Origin of the sequence: Phaeobacter sp. PT47_59 (assembly GCF_028890025.1) — a bacterium.
In the GTDB taxonomy this organism is placed as follows: Bacteria; Pseudomonadota; Alphaproteobacteria; order Rhodobacterales; family Rhodobacteraceae; genus Phycobacter.
This window is the reverse complement of the sequence record NZ_JARCJL010000015.1, coordinates 89,027-105,092: the sequence shown is the minus strand read 5'-3', so window position 1 is coordinate 105,092 and position 16,066 is coordinate 89,027. Positions and strand designations below refer to the sequence as shown.

Genomic DNA, 16,066 nt, shown 5'->3' with positions numbered 1-16,066 from the left:
AGCAGGCTGGGACGACGACTTCCTACGCAACGTTCTCAATGGCTTAGCGGCGGCATGAGCCATATGCGATTGCCCTGTCTTGGGCTTAAAGTGCAGGAAGATATTGCGCGTTCTTCTAGAGCTATGGTCTGGGCTGCGCTCGGGTCAATTGTGATTGGGGTGAGCGGTGCTGCGGTCTTGATCTCCGCTCTTGTTGCTAGCCGCAAAGCAGTTGAGGCGTCGATTGAAAGCAATCGCATCGCTCTGGACACCAATGAACGCTCGCTTCGCGCGTACGTGAACGTGTCAATGACTGAAGTGTTTTATGAAGGTGGAAGATTGCGTCTGAGGATTACGATCTCAAACTCCGGGGCCACTCCCGCGAAAGACATGGTGTTTCAAGGTAGGGGAGAGTTTTCATGGTTTCCAAAAGATCACTTGCCTTCATTTCCCCCCTCTTTGGCTTCTCCATTCAGGCCGAAAGGAGGGTCTAAGACAACGCTTTCGAAGGAAGAAAGCTTTGTGGTGAACGAAGAAGTTGACCCCATCAGCATGGGAGACCTTTTCTTGCAGGCGGAAAGCAAAGATAAAAGAATAGAGGAAGCTTCTGATGCAGCCAATGAGGCAGCTAGAATTCTTAGGCGTCTCTTGAAGAATACACCAAGTCTATTCGATCATTTTCCTGATATGGGGCAGCATTTGGATTCTCTGGAGCAATATCCTCTTTCGGAGAAGAACGATATAAATTTGGGTTTCACCTATGTGATGTTCATCGCTTACCGGGATGTATTCAGAGTCAGGCGCAGGGCCTTGTACAAGGGCTATATCACCTTGGAACAGTTGGAAAACAACAAGACTATGCTGGAGGTCTGTCCGAAACACAATAGAATGACCTGAGTGGAGTTTTTTTTCATGGCCGCCAACAATCCAACAAAAAAGAGGCCCCGTGGGGCCTCCTGATCTTTTCACCGGATTGTGAGAAACCAATCAGCTCTCGCTGAGGGCGACCTTCATGTCCTTGACTTGGTAGATCACCTCTCCGTCGGCCTCTACGATGCCGTCGGCGACGCCCATGGTCAGGCGGCGGGTCTGGATGGCCTTGGTGAAATCCACCTTGTAGGTCAGCATCTTGCGGTCGGGGCGCACCATGCCGGTCAGCTTGACCTCGCCCACACCCAGGGCATAGCCGCGCCCCTGCCAGCCGCGCCAGCCGAGGTTGAAACCGGTCAATTGCCACAGCCCGTCCAGACCGAGGCAACCGGGCATGATCGGATTGCCGGGGAAGTGGCAGTCGAAGAACCACAGGTCGGGGGTGATGTCGAACTCGGCCAGGATGTGGCCCTTGCCATGGGCGCCGCCGTCGGCGCTCACCTCGGTGATGCGGTCCATCATCAGCATCGGCGGGGCGGGCAGCTGGGCATTGCCGGGGCCGAACAGCTCGCCTCGGGCGCATTTCAGCAAGTCTTCTTTGTCAAAGCTGCTCGGGTAATCGGCCATGCTGGCGGTACTCCTGCCTTCGGGTGTCAGTTGTTTAGCTGGCCCCCTGTAGCACCGCGCCAAAGGGTCCTGCAAGCCTTCTGCACGGGGTGGAAGGGGCAGGGGCATGGGGTCGCAGCAGTCAAGGTGGCTGGCATTCTAGAAGGATTCTATTTGAAAACAGCCCTGCAATGCCCCTATATATATGGTCAGCAACGCGAGGCAGGATCTGCACATGACGCCAAACAGCGAAGATCTGGCAACCAAATGGCTGGGACAGGCCGGTTTGCGCCCGACCCGGCAGCGGGTGGCGCTGGCCGAGCTATTGGTCGGGGATGGCCAGCATCGCCATGTCACCGCCGAGAGCCTGTTTGAATCCGCCAAGGACAAGGGCGCGGCCGTGTCGCTGGCCACCGTCTACAACACCCTGCGCGCCTTCTGCGAGGCGGGCGTCTTGCAGGAAATCACCGTGGACGGGTCGAAAAGCTACTTTGACACCAACACCCATGATCACCCCCATTACTACTGGGAGCAGGATGGCCGCGTCAGCGATGCGCCCTCGGATCAGCTGGTGATCCAGAGCCTGCCCGATGCGCCCGAGGGGATGGAGATCGCCTCGGTCGATGTGGTGATCCGCCTGCGCAAGAAGTGATCCGGCCCACAGCCCTTTGATGCGCCCTGCGATGATCCGCGGGGCGTTTTTCGTTGTGTGGCCTTCTGAGGCAGTTTGGGTTTGAACCCGGCGCGGATCGGGGGCAGGCTCTGGCCAGATACCGACAAGAACATTCGGAGGCCGCCATGATTCACCCGCTCCTGACCCAGGATCACATCGATCAGTACCAGCGCGATGGCGTCGTGGTGGTGCGCGGGCTGTTCCGCGATCAGCTGGAGCTGCTGCGCGCCGGGGTGGAGGCCAACATGCAGGCGCCGGGGCCCTATGCGTCGAACAATGAAAAGCCGGGGCAGACGGGGCGGTTCTTTGACGATTACTGCAACTGGACCCGCATTCCCGAGTTCGAGGAGGCGATCCAGGCCTCCCCGGTGGCCGAGGTGGCCGCCGATCTGATGCAATCGGACCGTGTGCAGATGTTCCACGACCATGTCTTGGTGAAGGAGCCGGGCACCTCGATGGCGACGCCCTGGCACCAGGATGGCCCCTATTACTTTGTCGAAGGGCAGCAGACGATCAGCTTCTGGTCGCCGCTTGATCCCGTGCGCGAGGCAACCCTGCGCTGTGTTGCGGGATCGCACGCCTGGGAAAAGGAAGTGCTGCCCACCCGCTGGGTGTCTGAAGAAGGGTTCTTCCCGGACGAAGGCCAATACATGCCGGTGCCCGATCCGGATGCCGAAGGCATGACGGTGCTGGAATGGGAGATGGAGCCGGGCGATGCCGTGGCCTTCAACTATCGCACCCTGCATGGCGCGCGCGGCAATACCTCTGACCAGCGCCGCCGTGCGTTCTCCCTGCGCCTGGTGGGGGAGGATGCGCGGTACGTAGAGCGTCCGGGCCGCACCTCTCCGCCCTATCCGGGGCACGACATGCAGCCCGGCCAGCGCCTGCGCGAGGATTGGTTTCCGGTGCTGTTGCAGCGGTAGAAAGATTGGCCGTTATCTATCGGGGGGCGGGGCAATTGGTTTTCGATTTGGGGAGAAAACCTGGGTCGATGGGGTAGAAATCGTTTCGGCGATAGCTCCACCCCATGAATTCTCCGTCGACTATCGCAATGGCGTGGCGGGGTGCCCAAGGACTGTAGATGAACGTTTGAACAGACGACCACAGGCTGCGGGTTTCAAGGCAGGTCGCGCCAAGTTCGGTGGCGCGTTTTTCCATACGTGTTTGAACGTCGCTGTTCATGATCCAAAGACTGACGATGGTTGCGGCAGCAATGGGAAGGATCAGAGCAATGTGCGCGAGGTCGCGTGCTTTGGTTTTTGTTCCGATCACAAGCAGAGCTGCACTGACACCGCCTGCGACGCCCCAAGCCAGCGTTGTTTCTGCCAGTGGCAAATGCAGGTCCTGGGCGGTTTCTATATAGAAAGATGCAGAAAGCAGCCAATAGAGCGGGAATAAAAGACCAAGAACCGCACCAAACAGGCCCAGTTGCAGCGTGCCCCACAGGGCGGAGAGCAGGCCGAATTGCAGCATGAGAGATGCGGACAATGGAAGAGCAGCCTGCCTGCGTCGCGCCCTCATGTACGCAAAGATAGGCCAGCCCCACCAGAGGGCGATGATGAGCAAACCCAAAATGGCTAAGAGGGCCAGTTTCACCCCGATCAATGATGCACCCTCAGAACCACTGACCCGGCTCCATCAGGCCCAGATCCAGCAGTTGCCGCGAGTGCCACTCGAACGGCACCGAGTTGCGCCAGCGGAAAGTCTGGATGTCGAAGGAGGATCCGGGGTTGCGCTTCAGGGCCTTGGCGGTGCGGAAGGAGCAAATGGCTGCTGTCAGGTTGTGATGCCAGGGGCAGGCGTAGGTGTTGTACTCGGCGATATTGAAGGTGTGGTTGGGCAGAAGCTCCAGATCGGCGCGGGCGCGGAACAGGCTGATCCGGTCGATCTTGCGGCTGGTCCAGGGGATGTGTTCCTCGTGCCGCCAGCGTACTCCGCCAAAGAAGTCGAGCTGCCGTTCTTCCGGGGTGCTGTTGGTCCCGATATAGCGGGCCTGGGCATAGTAGCCGGATTTGTCCAGATAGGCATCGCTCAGTGAGACGGCATCGGGCTGCGCCTCCAGATCGCCCGCATAAAGGTCGATCACATAGGTCAGCATTGCGCTGCGCTTTTCTTCGGTGTGGAAGGCCAGCATTTCCGCGACCGTGCGCGTTTCGCAGAAGGGAAAGAACAGGAATTCCGCGTTGTAGCAGTAATATAGCCAGCATCCCGGGCTGGCGGCGCGGATCACCTGGTTGACCGCGGCAAAGACCTCCTCTGATCGGCCGCAATCGAAAGAGACCCGTTCGATGCGCGCGGTCACATCGGCGGGCAGGTCGAACCCATCGGGCATCAGCGCGACCACCGACTTGAAGCCGCTTTGCAGATGGTGGCGCAGGGTGGCGGCAACTTCGACATCGTCCTCGACAAAGATCAGGGCAACCGGACCCTTTTCAAGCAGGGGCCGCCGGGCGCTCAGGAACATATCGAGGGAAGAATGGATCACGGTGGCCTGCTCCTGCCGTTCTGGCATTTGCCCCCAAAATCGGGTATCAGCGCGCGCATTGCAAGCGGCGTCATTCCCCTGTAAGGCAGGCCGCTGATTTCCCTTGTCCTGCTATAAAGGCATTGAACCCATGAGCGCGCCCAAGAAGCTGTTTATCAAGACCTACGGCTGTCAGATGAATGTCTATGACAGCGAACGCATGGCCGAGGCGCTGGGCGGGCAAGGCTATGTGGAGACGAAATCGGCCGATGACGCCGATATGATCCTACTCAATACCTGCCACATCCGGGAAAAGGCCGCCGAAAAGGTCTATTCCGAACTCGGCCGTTTCAAGGGGCTGAAGGCGGAAAAACCGGATCTGAAGATCGGCGTTGCGGGCTGTGTCGCCCAGGCCGAAGGCGAAGAGATCATGCGCCGCCAGCCGCTGGTCGATCTGGTGGTCGGCCCGCAAAGCTATCACCGCCTGCCGGAAATGGAGAGCAAGGCGCGCGAGGGGCAGAAGGTGCTCGACACCGATTTCCCTGAAGAGGACAAGTTCGAGAAGCTGAAGAACCGCCCCAAGGCCAAGCGCGGCCCGACCGCGTTTCTGACCGTGCAGGAAGGCTGCGACAAGTTCTGCGCCTTCTGCGTGGTGCCCTATACCCGTGGCGCCGAGGTCTCCCGCCCGGTTGTGCGCATCATCGGCGAGGCGCAGGAGCTGGTGGAACGCGGCGTGCGCGAGATCACCCTGCTGGGGCAGAACGTCAACGCCTACCACGGCGAGGGGCCGAATGGTGCGGATTGGACGCTGGCGCAGCTGATCTGGGAGCTTGACAAGATCGACGGGCTGGAGCGCATCCGTTTCACCACCTCGCACCCCAACGACATGATGGACGACCTGATCGAGGCGCATGGCAGCTGCAAGAAGCTGATGCCCTATCTGCACCTGCCGGTACAGGCGGGATCGGACCGGATCCTGAAGCGGATGAACCGCAGCCACACCGCCGAAAGCTATATCCGCCTGATCGAACGTATCCGCGCCGCGCGCCCCGATATCCTGATCTCGGGCGACTTCATCGTTGGCTTCCCGGAAGAGACCGAAGAGGATTTCCAGGCGACGCTGGATCTGATCGAGGAAGTCAAATACGGCACGGCCTATTCCTTCAAGTATTCGACCCGCCCCGGCACCCCGGCGGCGGAACGCGCCCAGGTCGAGGCCGCCGTGGCCGATGAGCGCCTGCAGCGCCTGCAGGCCCTGCTGAGCCGCCAGCAGCGCGAGGTTCAGGACAGCATGGTCGGGCGCGAGGTTGGCGTGCTTTTTGAAAAGGCTGGCCGCCTGCCCGGGCAGATGGTGGGGAAATCCGACTACCTGCACGCCGTCCATGTGGCCGATTGTGATCGCGCAATCGGTGATCTGGCACGGGTGCGGATCGTCTCTTCGGGGCCGAACTCGCTGGCCGGAGAGCTGATCTGATCCCGCCCTGCGATTCCGCCTGCCCCTGGCTGATGTCGCCGCTCTCCGGGTGTGCGCCCGGGTGAGTGAGTCCTTATTGCATCCATTTTGGAGACAATTTTAAGAAATTGGTTTGAGTGTTGGCTGAAACCGCATAGTTTCTTAAAAAAAATTGTTCTCACCACGCGCGCTGGGGCAAATAATCGTGTAGTTTTGCGTGTGTATATCGAATGTTGCCTGAAATCGCCAAGTTTGCGTATGGGTGGCAGGCTCCCTGGGGGCTTAGGGGAAGGAAATCTGGTTGTGCTGAATTTCAACAGAAAGAACATAGGCGCTGTGTTGGTCGCTGCCATGGCCGCACTCAGCCTGTCGACGGCGCCGGTTGCGGCGCAGGATTCCGGACAGCGGACGGTCGTCGGTGAACGCTACATTCCGACCATCTGGGTCGATCCGGATGGGTGCGAGCACTGGGTCATGGACGACGGCGCCGAAGGCTATATGACCCCGCATGTGACACCGGATGGCAAACCGGTCTGCCGCCGCGGGCTGTTGTGCGGGATGATGCCGACCGATCAGTTCTTTGCAACCGACAAACACTATATCAATGCCGCAGGCCGGTCGCGTCTGACCGAATTCTTCCGCAAGGCCATGCCGGGAACCCGCTATTTCGTGATTGCCGGTCACACCGACAGCCGCGCTTCGGATGAATACAACATCCGCCTGTCGCAGCGCCGCGCCAATGCGGTGGCTCAAGTTGCCCAGTCGGCCGGGGCGCGCATTGGGGATATCCGCGCCTATGGCGAACGTGACCCGCGCGTTCCCAATACCAGCGCGGCCAATATGGCGCAGAACCGTCGCGTCGAAATCTATTGTGTCCGCTAGGGGAGATTGCAAGATGACCATTCTCAAAGGAGCCGCTGCCCTGTGCCTGGCGCTCACGGTTTCCGCCTGTGGCGATGTGACCGACAAGACGCGGGACCAGAACATCTTTGACGGCAAGAGCGGAGACCTGTCGCAGCTGACCGCAGGCATCTGGGTGGACCCGCAGGGCTGCGAACACTGGATCATTGACGACGGGGTCGAAGGCTATGCCGACCTGCGCCGCACGCCGGACGGCAAGCCAGTCTGTAACAGCGAATTGCCGCGCAATGTCGCAACCGGCCCGTTCAAATCCGGATCGACCTTCGGCGATCCGCTCTGACGCGCGCCTGACCTGTCGCCAGACAGTACAGCCGTCCCATCCGGGGCGGCTGATCTCTTTTGCGTGTTTTGTTTCAGCCTTGTGAATTTTTGGTGCCTGCGCTTGCACAAGCCGCATGACAGGTTCACATTGAAAGGAACAACCAAGCAGAGGACCGCAGATTGGCCACCAGCGCCCCGACATCGACGCCCCACACTCATCCCGAGACGGCACATGAAGTGCTGCTGGAATTTCCTGACAATCGCCTGCTGATCGACCTGTGCGGAGAATACGACCGCAATATCGCCGAAATCGAGCAAAAGCTTGGGGTGCAGATCCTGCGCCGGGGCAATCTTTTGTCAGTGGTCGGCGAGGAGGGCGCCCGCGAACAGGCGGCTGCCGTTCTGACCGCGCTTTATGATCGGCTGGAGACCGGGCGCAGCGTCGAACACGCGGATGTGGATCGCGAATTGCGGATGGAACAGTCCGAGGCCGCGGATGCGGGCGGCCAGATGGAGATGTTCAGCGGCGGCAAGGTCGAGATCAAGACCCGCAAGAAGCTGGTGGAGCCACGCACCGATGCACAAAAGGCCTATGTGAAGGCGCTTTATGAACATGAACTGGCCTTTGGCATTGGCCCGGCAGGCACCGGCAAGACCTATCTGGCCGTTGCCGTGGGTGTCAGCATGTTCATCACCGGACAGGTGGACAAGATCATCCTCTGCCGTCCCGCCGTTGAGGCCGGAGAGCGGCTCGGCTTTCTGCCCGGCACCCAGGAAGAGAAGGTCGATCCCTACATGCAGCCGCTCTATGACGCGCTGAATGACTTCCTGCCCGGAAAACAGCTGGCCAAGCTGAAGGAAGAGAAAACCATCGAGATCGCGCCGCTGGCCTTTATGCGGGGGCGGACGCTCTCCAATGCATTCGTGGTGCTGGACGAGGCGCAGAACGCCACCACCATGCAGATGAAGATGTTCCTGACCCGCCTTGGCGAAGGCTCGCGCATGGTGATCACCGGCGACCGCAGCCAGGTGGACCTGCCGCGCGGGGTGCCTTCGGGGCTGGCGGATGCGGAACGGCTGCTGAAGTCGATCCCCAAGATCAGCTTCAACTATTTCACTGCGCGGGACGTGGTGCGCCATCCGCTGGTGGCCGCCATCATCGAGGCCTATGACGCCGATACCCCGGCGGGCTGAGTGAAGACCGGCCATGACGCTTGAGATTTCCCTTGAAGATGATCGCTGGAACGCGGTGGCGTTTGACCAACTGGCCGAGCGCAGCATCGCGGCCGCGCTGGATCATTTCGGGCTGGATGCGGAGGAATGCGAGATTTCGCTTCTGGCCTGCGATGATGCGCGTATTGCCGACCTCAACGCCGAGTTCCGCGACAAGCCCACCCCGACCAATGTGTTGAGCTGGCCTGCCGAGGATCTCGCGGCCGAGGAACCGGGCGGCACACCGCTGCCGCCTGAGGCCGATTTCACCGGCGAAATCCCCTTGGGCGACGTGGCGATCGCCTATGACACCTGCCTGCGCGAAGCGCATGAGGCGGGCAAGCCGCTGGCCGATCACCTGACGCATTTGCTCGTTCACGGAGTGTTGCATCTTTTGGGCTACGATCACATCCGCGACCCGGACGCCACAGTCATGGAAGCACTTGAGGTCGAAATACTTGGCAAACTGGGTATCGCTAACCCATATACGGAGAATGGAAGCCCCTGAACGGGGCGTATTGGATAGGACAGATGGGCGACATAGAAGGCAGTTCTAACGCAGCGCAAGGCGCGCTGCATATCCAGAGCGAGGCCCAAGAGGCTGCGGTCAACGGCAAGGAACACACTCCGGAGACGGAGGAAAAGACAGGGCTTCTGGGCCGTCTGTTGGGATCATTTTCCACGTCATCTGCGGATGCGCCAGCCGAGGAGGACCGTGTCACGGCCCCACAGGCGCAGCCCCATGGCATGATCAACCTACGCCGGATGCGGGTTGAAGACGTCGCCATCCCCTCGGCCGAGATCGTGGCCGTACCCGTCACCACCGACAGCGAGGATCTGGTCAAGGTGTTCCGTGAAAGCGGCCTGACCCGGATCCCGGTCTACGAGGGCACGCTGGACACGCCGCTGGGATTTGCCCACCTCAAGGATTTTGCCCTGACCCATGGCTTCAACTGCAGCGAGGAAGCCTTTGATCTGCGCAAGATGCTGCGGCCGCTGCTGTTCGTGCCGCCCTCGATGCCGATTGGCGTGCTGCTGTCGAAAATGCAGGGCGAGCGGCGCCACATGGCGCTGGTGATCGACGAATATGGCGGCGTGGATGGCCTGGTGACCATCGAGGATCTAATCGAACAGGTCATCGGTGAGATCGAGGATGAACATGACACGGGCGAGGATCAGACCTGGTTCCGCGAGAAATCCGGCTGCTATGTCGCCCAAGCCCGCACGCCCCTGGCCGAATTCGAGGCCGAGATCGGCCAGTCGCTGACCAATCACGATGATGTAGACGAGGAAGAAATCGACACGCTGGGCGGTCTTGTCTTCATGCTCTCGGGCCGGGTGCCCGCGCGGGGCGAGGTGATCGTTCACCCGGATGGTGCCGAATTCGAAGTGGTGGATGCCGATCCCCGCAGGATCAAGCGGCTCAGGGTTCTGGTCCCCAAATCCGAGGAATGAGGCGGCTGTCGCGCCTGCGCCACGGAGGATGGCAGCCCTGGCTGCCCCTCCTTTTGGCCGTTGCCTTGGGCGCGCTGATGGCGCTGGCCCTGGCGCCTGGCCATATTCTGTGGGTGCTGCCGGTCTCCTTGGGGGGGATTTCTGCCCTGCTGCTGCGGGACGGGAGCGTGCGCCGCGCCGCGCTTCTGGGCTGGGGCTTTGGATTTGGCTATTTCGCCCTTGGACTGTCCTGGATCCTTGAACCCTTTCAGGTGGATGCCGAGCGGCACGCCTGGATGGCGCCCTTTGCCGTTGTGTTTCTGGCGGGCGGGCTGGCGCTGTTCTGGGGCGCGGCTTTTGCCGGGGCGGCGCGTTGGGGGCGCGGCGCTGCAGGGCTCCTCCTGCTGATCGCCCTGTGGAGCCTTGCGGAATTCGCCCGTGCCTATGTGCTGACCGGTTTTCCCTGGGCTGCCTTTGGGCAGTTCTGGGTCGAGACCCCCGCCATGCAGCTGTTGCCATGGGTTGGCCCGCAGGGGCTGGCGCTTTTGACGCTTGTGGCCTTCCTGCCGCTGGCCATGCTCAGGACGAACCCGGTCTGGGCGCTGCTGCCCGGGGTGATGCTGGCCGCGGGTGTGGCGCTGCTGCCCCCCCCGCCCGAGGCCGATCGGACCGACCGCAAGGTGCGTCTGGTGCAGCCCAATGCGCCGCAGCATCAGAAGTGGGACCCGGAGTTTCGCTGGAATTTCGTGCGCCGCGCCATGACCTTCAACGCCGAAGATCCCCGTCCGGATATGATCATCTGGCCGGAAACCTCGGTGCCGCAGCTGTTGAACCATGCGGAGGACACGCTTGCGGCGATCACCGAGATGGCACCGGGGGTGCCGCTGCTCTTGGGGATCCAGCGCGAGGAAGACGGCGCCTATTTCAATTCGGCCGTTTTTGTCGGACCGGAGGGCAGAGTGCGGCAGATCTATGACAAGGCGCATCTGGTGCCCTTTGGCGAATATGTGCCTTTCGGCAACCTGATGGCGCGTTTTGGCATTCACGGCTTTGCCTCGCAGGCAGGCGCAGGCTATGCCGCCGGGCCGGGTGCGCAGCTCTTGGATCTGCCGATCGGCAGGGCGCTGCCGCTGATCTGCTACGAGGCGGTGTTTCCCCAGGATGTGCGCGCCGCGCCCGAACGCCCCGATGTGCTGGTGCAGATCACTAATGATGCCTGGTTCGGCACCCGGTCCGGGCCCTATCAACATCTGGTGCAGGCGCGCATGCGGGCTGCAGAGCAGGGCCTGCCGATGCTGCGGGCCGCAAATACCGGCATATCCGGCGTGATCGACCCTTATGGGCGCCTTGGACAGGCGCTGCCCCTGGGGGAGGCGGGCTATGTGGATGTGCTTCTGCCCGCGCCCCTGCCCGCGACGCTCTACAGCCGCACCGGGGATGGGCCGGTGCTGTTTCTGGCGCTGCTGCTGGCGGGGCTGGGCCTGCGTCGCGGCGTAAAATCGCCCGCGCGTTCATAGCTGATCAACCTATTCCTGCAAAAGCATTGACGACAGGCTGATCCCTGCGTACTGAGTTTTGATTCCTCCCACAACGGCTTCCTGGCGTGGTGAGGCGAAACCCAAATGGAGCACTTTTCATGACCCGCAAGAACTACATTTTCACTTCGGAATCCGTTTCCGAAGGACACCCGGACAAGGTCTGCGACCGCATCTCCGATGCCGTGCTGGACGCCTTCCTCGCGGAAGAGCCCGAAGCGCGCGTCGCGGCAGAAACCTTTGCCACAACAAACCGCGTGGTGATCGGGGGCGAGGTGGGTCTGTCCGACCAGGACAAGCTGCACGATTACATGGGCAAGATCGACGAGATCGCCCGCGCCTGCATCAAGGACATCGGTTACGAGCAGGACAAGTTCCACCACGAGACCGTGGAAATCACCAACCTGTTGCACGAGCAATCCGCCCATATCGCGCAGGGCGTCGATGCCTCTGGCAACAAGGACGAAGGTGCGGGCGACCAGGGCATCATGTTCGGCTTTGCCACCAATGAAACCGAGGCGCTGATGCCGGCGCCGCTGCAATACAGCCACGCCATTCTGCGCCGTCTGGCCGAAGTGCGTAAGAACGGCACCGAACCGGCGCTGGGCCCGGATGCGAAATCGCAGCTTTCGGTACGCTATGAGAATGGCAAGCCGGTGGGGATTTCCTCGCTGGTGCTGTCGACCCAGCACCTGGACGAGGCGCTGAGCTCTGCCGATATCCGCGCCATCGTGGAGCCTTACATCCAAGAGGTGCTGCCCGAGGGCTGGCTGACGGATCAGACCGTCTGGCACGTGAACCCGACCGGCAAATTCGTGATCGGTGGCCCCGATGGCGATGCGGGTCTGACCGGTCGCAAGATCATCGTGGACACCTACGGCGGTGCGGCGCCGCATGGCGGCGGCGCCTTTTCCGGCAAGGATCCGACCAAGGTGGACCGCTCGGCAGCCTATGCGGCGCGCTACCTGGCGAAGAACGTCGTGGCGGCGGGCATGGCGGATAAATGCACCATCCAGCTGTCCTATGCGATCGGCGTGTCCAAGCCGCTGTCGATCTATGCCGACACCCATGGCACCGGTGATGTCGCCCCCGCAGATATCGAAAAGGCCATCGATCAGGTGATGGATCTGACCCCGCGCGGCATCCGCTCGCATCTGGGTCTGAACAAGCCGATCTACCAGCGCACCGCAGCCTATGGCCACTTTGGCCGCGAACCCGATGCGGATGGCGGTTTCAGCTGGGAGCGCACCGATCTGGTCGAGGCCCTGAAAAAGGCGATTTGAGCCGGGTGGTTCTTCAAGATTGCAAGGCCCGTCGCATTGCGGCGGGCTTTTGCTTTGCCGGGCCGCTGAGGAGACTGTCTTCCGAGGCCTGAGCCCATGCCCTGACGAAACCTTTGGTACTCTTCCGCTTCTGTGCCACCCTCGCGCGGCGAACAGGGAGGAAGACCAATGCTCATCGATGTGGGGCTGCCGCTATCACTTGCGTTCATCATGTTCTCATTGGGCTTTGGCCTGACCTTTGCCGATTTCGCCAGGGTTTTGGCCATGCCCAAGGCGGTTCTGACTGGCGTGGTGATGCAGGTCGGGGCGGTGCCCTTGGTCGCCTATCTGCTGCTCATGGTCTTTGACCTGCCGCCCGCGATGGCCTTTGGCGTGATGATCCTGTCGTTCTGTCCCGGTGGGGTGACCTCGAACATCCTGACCAAGCTGGCAGGGGGCACGGTGGCGCTGTCGATCACCTTGACGGCCGTGGTGAGCCTTTTGTCGGTGATCACCGTTCCGATCTTGGTGGCATGGGCCGGGGCGGTGTTTTTGGGCGCGGCCGCGCCCGAGGTGGATGTATTGGCCATCGGCCTGTCGATGTTTGCCATCACGGCGGTGCCGGTGATCATCGGGCTTCTGGCCCGGTGGATGGCGCCGGGTGTGGCCGACAGGTTCGAGAAGGGCGTGTCAGCCCTGTCCTTGCTCCTGTTCATCGTGATCGTGATGGCGGCGCTGGCCACGAACTGGGATCTTATGACCGCCAATATGTGGACGCTGGGTCCGGTGTTGATGCTCCTGAATGCGGCTCTGCTGGTGGCGGGCATCGGTGTGGCGCGTCTGATCGGGCTGTCCGGCCCGGATGGGCTCTGTATCTCGGTGGAGATGGGGGTGCAGAACGCGACGCTGGGCATCGCTGTCGCGGGCATGGTGGCGCAGGCGTCCGGCATTCCGGAATATGCGGTTCCGACCGCTCTTTATGGCATCACGACCTATGTGGTGACCATTCCCGGCATGTTCATTCTCAAGCGTGTTTTCACCTGGTGACCGCGTAGTGCAGCCCGTCGAAAGGGGCTTTGACTTGACCTTGGGCGCCTCGTGCGGCAAAGGCACGGGCGATCCAAGCGAGAGAGACGATGTCTGACAAGCCGAGCGACAATCACCCGTCGGGCGCGCCCTGGCGTAATTTCTATGGCCGCTTCAGTGGCAAGACCCTGAAGGACAGCCAGCGCCGCTATCTGGAAGAAGACCTGGGCGCGCTTAGCCCTGGGGCCGTCGATTGGGACGAGAACCCCGACCGGACTCCTCTGGATCTGCAGGCACTGTTTGGCGGGCGCGATGTCTGGCTGGAGGTCGGTTTCGGCGGTGGCGAACATCTGGTGCATCAGGCGGTGAGCAATCCGGACGTGGGCATCATCGGTGCGGAGCCCTTCATCAACGGGGTGGCCATGCTGCTGGGCAAGATCCGCAAGGCGGGGGCCGACAATATTGCAGTCCATCCCGGCGATGCGCGCGATCTGATGGACGTGCTGCCCGAGGCGTCGATCTCGCGGGCCTTCCTGCTCTATCCCGATCCCTGGCCGAAGAAGCGCCATCACCGCCGCCGCTTTGTGACGCCCGAACACCTGGAGCCGCTGGCCCGCTGCCTGAAGCCCGGTGCGATCTTCCGTGTGGCGACCGATATTCCCGACTACGTGCGCCAGACCCTGGAAGAGGTGCCAGGGGCCGGATTCGAATGGCTGGCGGAACGGCCTGCCGACTGGCGCGAGCCGTGGGAGGACTGGATCTCCACCCGCTATGAACAAAAAGCCCTGCGGGAAGGGCGCACGCCCCATTACCTGACCTTCCGCCGTCTGGGGTGATTTGCGGCTGATCTGCGCTGGACCGAGGGTCGGCAATTCGGTACCGATAGCGGAACCAGGCGCGCATGCGATGCGGCCCGCGATACTTTGACGAAGGAACCCCATATGTCCGGACACGGTACGCCCATCCCGATGACCTCTCACCGTGCTGCCGCGCTCACTGGCGTGGCCGAGGTGCCGGGCGACAAGTCGATCTCGCATCGTTCGCTGATCCTGGGCGCCATGGCGGTTGGCGAGACCAAGATCTCGGGGCTGTTGGAAGGCGAGGATGTGCTGGACACCGCCAAGGCGATGCAGGCCTTTGGCGCCGAGGTGGTGAACCATGGCGGCGGCAACTGGTCGGTGTTTGGCGTGGGCGTCGGCGGCTTTGCCGAGCCGGACAATGTGATCGATTGCGGCAACTCGGGCACCGGGGTGCGGCTGATCATGGGGACCATGGCGACCTCCCCCATTACGGTGACCTTCACTGGCGATGCCAGCCTCAACAAGCGCCCCATGGCGCGGGTGACTGACCCGCTGGCTTTGTTCGGCGCGCAGGCCGTGGGCCGGTCCGGCGGGCGGCTGCCGATGACCATCGTCGGCGCGGCAGATCCCGTGCCGGTGCGCTATGTGGTGCCGGTGCCCTCGGCACAGGTGAAATCGGCGGTGCTGCTGGCGGGGCTCAATGCGCCGGGCCAGACCGTGGTGATCGAACAGGAAGCCACACGCGACCACACCGAGCGTATGCTCGAAGGTTTTGGCGCCGAGATCACCACGGAAGAAACCGACGAGGGCCGCGTCATCACCCTGACCGGGCGGCCCGAGTTGAAACCGCAGGTGATCGCCGTGCCGCGCGATCCCTCCTCGGCGGCCTTCCCGGTCTGCGCGGCCCTGATCACGCCCGGATCGGATGTTCTGGTGCCGGGCATCGGTCTCAATCCCACCCGTGCGGGCCTGTTCACCACCCTGCGCGAGATGGGTGCCGATCTGACCTATGAGAACGAGCGGATCGAGGGCGGCGAACCCGTGGCCGATCTGCGCGCGCGCTACTCCCCCGAGATGAAGGGGATCGAGGTGCCGCCCGAGCGCGCCGCGTCCATGATCGACGAATATCCGGTGCTGTCCATCGTCGCCTCATTCGCCACGGGCGAGACCATGATGGCGGGCGTCAAGGAATTGCGTGTCAAGGAAAGCGACCGGATCGATGCCATGGCGCGCGGCCTGCGCGCCAATGGCGTTGCCGTGCGCGAGGGCGACGACTGGTGGGCAGTCATGGGGATGGGCCCCGAAGGCGTCCCCGGTGGTGGCACCTGCGAAAGCTTCCTCGATCACCGCATTGCCATGTCCTTCATGGTGATGGGGATGGCGGCGCAGAACCCTGTGTCCGTGGATGATGGCGGCCCCATTGCCACCTCCTTCCCGATCTTCGAGCCGCTGATGACGGCGCTGGGCGCCAAGTTCACCCACGCATGATGAGCTGGCGCGCTGCATATTGGGTCTCCGTTCTGGCAGCACTCGCAGTCTATGCCGCAATGGTGTTCTGGACTTTGCCGAC

The 16,066-nt window shown here is 62.0% G+C and carries 17 protein-coding genes and 1 riboswitch; of the genes, 14 read left to right on the top strand and 3 right to left on the bottom strand.

The features are described 5' to 3' along the window. The coding region (locus tag PXK01_RS14495; protein ID WP_274860640.1) for a hypothetical protein at positions 1–876 on the top strand (876 nt) is incomplete at its 5' end. Between the two features lie 90 nt (positions 877–966). On the opposite strand, the gene fabA is transcribed toward PXK01_RS14495, so the two are convergent. After that, entirely contained in the window at positions 967–1,476 is a 510-nt protein-coding gene (fabA, locus tag PXK01_RS14490; protein ID WP_274849775.1) for a bifunctional 3-hydroxydecanoyl-ACP dehydratase/trans-2-decenoyl-ACP isomerase, read from the bottom strand. A gap of 214 nt (positions 1,477–1,690) precedes the next feature. On the opposite strand from fabA, the gene irrA reads away from it, so the two are divergent. Beyond that, on the top strand, positions 1,691–2,107 hold the full coding sequence (gene irrA / locus PXK01_RS14485) for an iron response transcriptional regulator IrrA (protein WP_274849776.1): 417 nt from the start codon (positions 1,691–1,693) through the stop codon (positions 2,105–2,107). Positions 2,108–2,253: 146 nt separating this feature from the next. Then, positions 2,254–3,051, top strand: coding sequence for a phytanoyl-CoA dioxygenase family protein (locus PXK01_RS14480; protein WP_274860639.1), 798 nt, complete (start codon positions 2,254–2,256; stop codon positions 3,049–3,051). Between the two features lie 16 nt (positions 3,052–3,067). On the opposite strand, the gene PXK01_RS14475 is transcribed toward PXK01_RS14480, so the two are convergent. Together PXK01_RS14475 and PXK01_RS14470 are read right to left on the bottom strand one after the other, a co-directional pair. Then, positions 3,068–3,733, bottom strand: a complete 666-nt coding sequence (locus tag PXK01_RS14475; RefSeq protein ID WP_274860638.1) for a hypothetical protein — start codon at positions 3,731–3,733, stop codon at positions 3,068–3,070. 10 nt (positions 3,734–3,743) lie between these two features. Next, complete coding sequence (locus PXK01_RS14470) at positions 3,744–4,613, bottom strand: glycosyltransferase family 2 protein (protein WP_274860637.1); 870 nt, start codon at positions 4,611–4,613, stop codon at positions 3,744–3,746. 130 nt (positions 4,614–4,743) lie between these two features. Between PXK01_RS14470 and miaB the strand changes: the two genes are divergently transcribed. From miaB to aroA, 11 genes are all read left to right on the top strand, one after another. Continuing rightward, a complete protein-coding gene (gene miaB / locus PXK01_RS14465) occupies positions 4,744–6,066 on the top strand; it encodes a tRNA (N6-isopentenyl adenosine(37)-C2)-methylthiotransferase MiaB (RefSeq protein WP_274860636.1) in 1,323 nt (440 codons plus the stop codon). Positions 6,067–6,396: 330 nt separating this feature from the next. Further along, entirely contained in the window at positions 6,397–6,927 is a 531-nt protein-coding gene (locus PXK01_RS14460) for an OmpA family protein (RefSeq protein WP_274860635.1), read from the top strand. Between the two features lie 13 nt (positions 6,928–6,940). Then, positions 6,941–7,246, top strand: coding sequence for a hypothetical protein (locus PXK01_RS14455; protein WP_274849719.1), 306 nt, complete (start codon positions 6,941–6,943; stop codon positions 7,244–7,246). A 161-nt stretch (positions 7,247–7,407) separates the two neighbouring features. Then, positions 7,408–8,421 (top strand): PhoH family protein, encoded by a 1,014-nt coding sequence (locus PXK01_RS14450; protein ID WP_274849720.1) that lies wholly within the window; start codon positions 7,408–7,410, stop codon positions 8,419–8,421. Positions 8,422–8,434: 13 nt separating this feature from the next. Beyond that, positions 8,435–8,947, top strand: a complete 513-nt coding sequence (ybeY, locus tag PXK01_RS14445) for an rRNA maturation RNase YbeY (protein WP_274849721.1) — start codon at positions 8,435–8,437, stop codon at positions 8,945–8,947. Between the two features lie 23 nt (positions 8,948–8,970). Continuing rightward, the gene (locus PXK01_RS14440) at positions 8,971–9,894 is read left to right on the top strand and encodes a hemolysin family protein (protein WP_274849722.1); all 924 of its coding nucleotides are present in this window, start codon (positions 8,971–8,973) and stop codon (positions 9,892–9,894) included. A gap of 77 nt (positions 9,895–9,971) precedes the next feature. After that, positions 9,972–11,390 (top strand): apolipoprotein N-acyltransferase, encoded by a 1,419-nt coding sequence (gene lnt, locus PXK01_RS14435; RefSeq protein WP_274860634.1) that lies wholly within the window; start codon positions 9,972–9,974, stop codon positions 11,388–11,390. Between the two features lie 62 nt (positions 11,391–11,452). Beyond that, positions 11,453–11,503: riboswitch (SAM-SAH riboswitch) on the top strand. 6 nt (positions 11,504–11,509) lie between these two features. After that, positions 11,510–12,691: a methionine adenosyltransferase gene (metK, locus tag PXK01_RS14430; RefSeq protein WP_274849724.1), complete on the top strand. Its 1,182-nt coding sequence runs from the start codon at positions 11,510–11,512 to the stop codon at positions 12,689–12,691. Positions 12,692–12,823: 132 nt separating this feature from the next. Then, positions 12,824–13,717, top strand: a complete 894-nt coding sequence (locus tag PXK01_RS14425) for a bile acid:sodium symporter family protein (protein WP_274860633.1) — start codon at positions 12,824–12,826, stop codon at positions 13,715–13,717. An 89-nt stretch (positions 13,718–13,806) separates the two neighbouring features. Next, positions 13,807–14,532, top strand: a complete 726-nt coding sequence (trmB, locus tag PXK01_RS14420; protein ID WP_274860632.1) for a tRNA (guanine(46)-N(7))-methyltransferase TrmB — start codon at positions 13,807–13,809, stop codon at positions 14,530–14,532. Between the two features lie 105 nt (positions 14,533–14,637). Beyond that, complete coding sequence (gene aroA, locus PXK01_RS14415) at positions 14,638–15,984, top strand: 3-phosphoshikimate 1-carboxyvinyltransferase (protein WP_274860631.1); 1,347 nt, start codon at positions 14,638–14,640, stop codon at positions 15,982–15,984. Positions 15,985–16,066: the final 82 nt, after the last annotated feature.

Excerpts from the sequence above, each read along its gene's own strand:
- trmB (WP_274860632.1), top strand. The coding sequence starts at position 13,807 with ATGTCTGACAAGCCGAGCGACAATCACCCGTCGGGCGCGCCCTGGCGT.
- PXK01_RS14455 (WP_274849719.1), top strand. The coding sequence starts at position 6,941 with ATGACCATTCTCAAAGGAGCCGCTGCCCTGTGCCTGGCGCTCACGGTT.
- PXK01_RS14440 (WP_274849722.1), top strand. The coding sequence starts at position 8,971 with ATGGGCGACATAGAAGGCAGTTCTAACGCAGCGCAAGGCGCGCTGCAT.
- miaB (WP_274860636.1), top strand. The coding sequence starts at position 4,744 with ATGAGCGCGCCCAAGAAGCTGTTTATCAAGACCTACGGCTGTCAGATG.
- aroA (WP_274860631.1), top strand. The coding sequence starts at position 14,638 with ATGTCCGGACACGGTACGCCCATCCCGATGACCTCTCACCGTGCTGCC.
- ybeY (WP_274849721.1), top strand. The coding sequence starts at position 8,435 with ATGACGCTTGAGATTTCCCTTGAAGATGATCGCTGGAACGCGGTGGCG.
- lnt (WP_274860634.1), top strand. The coding sequence starts at position 9,972 with ATGGCGCTGGCCCTGGCGCCTGGCCATATTCTGTGGGTGCTGCCGGTC.
- PXK01_RS14460 (WP_274860635.1), top strand. The coding sequence starts at position 6,397 with ATGGCCGCACTCAGCCTGTCGACGGCGCCGGTTGCGGCGCAGGATTCC.
- irrA (WP_274849776.1), top strand. The coding sequence starts at position 1,691 with ATGACGCCAAACAGCGAAGATCTGGCAACCAAATGGCTGGGACAGGCC.
- PXK01_RS14480 (WP_274860639.1), top strand. The coding sequence starts at position 2,254 with ATGATTCACCCGCTCCTGACCCAGGATCACATCGATCAGTACCAGCGC.
- fabA (WP_274849775.1), bottom strand. The coding sequence starts at position 1,476 with ATGGCCGATTACCCGAGCAGCTTTGACAAAGAAGACTTGCTGAAATGC.
- metK (WP_274849724.1), top strand. The coding sequence starts at position 11,510 with ATGACCCGCAAGAACTACATTTTCACTTCGGAATCCGTTTCCGAAGGA.